Annotated in this window: 2 protein-coding genes; both read right to left on the minus strand. The window is 65.3% G+C overall.

Going from position 1 to position 2,848, the window contains the following annotated elements; genetic code table 11:
* Positions 1-2,089 (minus strand): PHP domain-containing protein (locus AC5DC2_RS22320; protein WP_491700074.1); only part of this gene is annotated, 2,089 nt, incomplete at its 3' end.
* 9 nt (positions 2,090-2,098) lie between these two features.
* Positions 2,099-2,848 (minus strand): DinB/UmuC family translesion DNA polymerase (locus AC5DC2_RS22325; protein WP_491700075.1); only part of this gene is annotated, 750 nt, incomplete at its 5' end.

The raw sequence follows: 2,848 nt of genomic DNA on the forward strand, positions 1-2,848 counted from the left end.
CCACGGCGATCAGCATCGCCTGCTCCTGAAACAGCGGCACGCCCTTGGTCTTTTCAAGCACCCCGCGCAGTTCCTCCTTCGGGTATGTGACTTTTTCCAGTCCCAGCCGCCTTCGGATATAGGGCTGCACCATGCCTCCCTGGATCGGGCCCGGTCGCACGATCGCCACTTCGATGACGAGGTCGTAGAAGGTTGCCGGTTTCATGCGGGGCAAAAAATTCATCTGCGCCCGGCTTTCCACCTGAAACACGCCGATGGCATCGGCCTTTTGCAGCATGTCATAGGTCGCTTCATCCTCCTGCGGCACGGCGGCGATGGTAAGCGGACGATTGTAATGGCGCGCGGTGAGATCGAAGCATTTCTTCAGGCAGGTCAGCATGCCGAGGCTCAACACATCGACCTTGAGGATGTTGAGCGCGTCGATATCGTCTTTGTCCCATTCGATCACGGTGCGGTCTTCCATCGCCGCGTTTTCGATCGGACAGAGCTCGTCCAGCCGATCCTCGGTGATGACGAAGCCGCCGACATGCTGCGACAGGTGCCGGGGAAAGCCGATGATCTCGCCAATCAGGCGCACGGTCTGGGTCAGCCTGCGGTCGGTAAGATCAAGACCGACCTCCTTCAGTCGTTCGGGTTCGGCGCCCTTGCTGGAAATGCCCCAGATCTGGCCGGAAAGCGCGGCGGTGACATCGTTCGACAGGCCCATCACCTTGCCGACCTCGCGGATCGCCGCGCGCGAGCGGAAATGGATGACGGTGGCGCAGAGCCCGGCATGGTCCCGGCCATATTTGTCGTAGATGTGCTGGATCACCTCCTCGCGCCGCTCATGCTCGAAATCCACGTCGATATCCGGCGGCTCGCCGCGATGGCGGGAGACGAAGCGCTCGAAGACCATGCCGATCATCTCCGGCTTCACATCGGTGATGCCGAGTGCGTAACAGAGGATGGAGTTGGCCGCCGAGCCGCGCCCCTGACAGAGAATGCCCTTGCCGCGCGCAAAGGCGATGATGTCATGCACGGTGAGGAAATAGGCGGCGTAGCCGAGCTCGCCGACCAACGCCAGCTCCTTTTCCGCAAGCTCCCGGTTGCGTGCCGGAATGCCTTCGGGATTGCGTTTCCTGAGCCCCTCCCAGGTGAGGCGGGCAAGGCGGGCCTGCGGCGCCTCGCCATGGGCGACCTCGGCGGGATAGTTGTAGGAAAGCTCGGTCAGCTCGAAGGTGAGGCGCGCGGCGATCTCCAGCGTGCGGCGGATGGCGGCGGGATGATCGCGGAAGATATCCGCCATTTCCTGCGCTGGCTTCAGCCGCCGCTCGGCATTCGGCAGCGCGAGGTGGCCGATCGCGTCGATGGTGATGTGGTGGCGCATGCAGGTCAGCACGTCGGCAAGCTGACGGCGGCTGGCATGATGCATCAGCGCATCGCCGACGGCGACCATCGGCGCGCCGGTCTTGTGCGAAAGGGCGGTGAGGGTTTTGAACCAGGCGACATCGGAACCGTCATAACGCGGGGCAGCACCCGTGAACACGTGGCCGGGAAAGCGGCGGTGCGCCTGGGTGATATGGTCTGTCGCCTCCGCCCTGTTCTCCAGACCCTGAGGCAGCGCGATCAGGATGGAGCCATCGGCCCATTCCAGCATGTCGCGCAGATAAAGCAGGCATTCGCCCTTTTGCGCGCGGCTCTTGCCGAGGCTTAAGAGCCGCACCAGCTTCTGGTAAGCGGGCTTGTCCTTCGGCAGCGCCACGAAATCGACGGGGCTGTCGGCCAGCACCAGCCGGCAACCGACGATCAGGCGCGGCAGGCGGCGGATCGGCGGCAGGGCAATGGACTTGGCCTCGCCGGCAGGCTGGCGCGAGGAGGGGTCGATATGGGTCGAAAGTCGGATCGACTGCTCCTCAGCCTGCTTCTCGATCTTGCGCCTGATCTCCTTCAGCGCCCGGAAGCCGCGCACCACGCCGGCGAGCGAATTGCGGTCGGTTATGGCGATCGCGGCAAGGTCCAGCTCGGCGGCGCGGATCACCATCTCCTCCGGATGCGAAGCGCCGGTGAGGAAGGTGAAATTGGTGGTGACGCACAACTCGGCATAATCCATGGCCGGACCTCACGCGAACAGGCCATGGACGAACCAGCCGGGGGCCTGCGGGGTGTGGAACATCCACAGCCTCAGCCCCTGACGGGTTTCCACCCGCCAGTAATCGCGAAGCCCCGTGCGCCAGGCCTCGTCCGGCCGCCACCATTCCGGGGCGATCCGCTCCGGTCCGCTGCTTGCCGCCGTTTCAAACCGCATGCGCCGCCAGGAAAACCGCGAGGGCGGGCGGCGGGCGGCGTCGCTCGTCACCGGCTCGGGGGCGAACATGCGCAAGGGGCGGGGGTGGTCCATGCGCCATTCGGCATCCACCCGGCCATAGGCAGCGGGGTTCTCGGTAAAGCCGCGTTCGGGAATATGGCTCGCGACCGGCTGGAAGCGGACGATGTTATCAAGGCCGATGCGCGCGCCGAGCCTTGTGACGAGATCGTCCAGCGCCTCGCCCTCTATGAGCCCGCCTTCGCCGATCTGCTCGGCGGGCAGGTTTTCCACGCCGCGCGCCTCAAGCCGGATCCGCTCGATGCCGAAACCGGCGTCGATCTCGCCGACCGGGCGCTCGAACAGGCGCAGAATGCGCGGCGCATCGCGCATCGGGCGGGCAAGGCGGAGCGTGACGGTCTGGCGGGTCTGATCGACGCGCTCCACCGAAAGCGTGATGGCGCGCGCCCCCGCCTCCCGGTTCTTCAGCCGCAGGCAGAGCGTGTCCAGCAGGCGGGCAAGGGCTGCCATCACGTCGTCGACAAGGCCGATCGGTTCGGGAAAACT

Source organism: Martelella sp. (genome assembly GCF_984369615.1).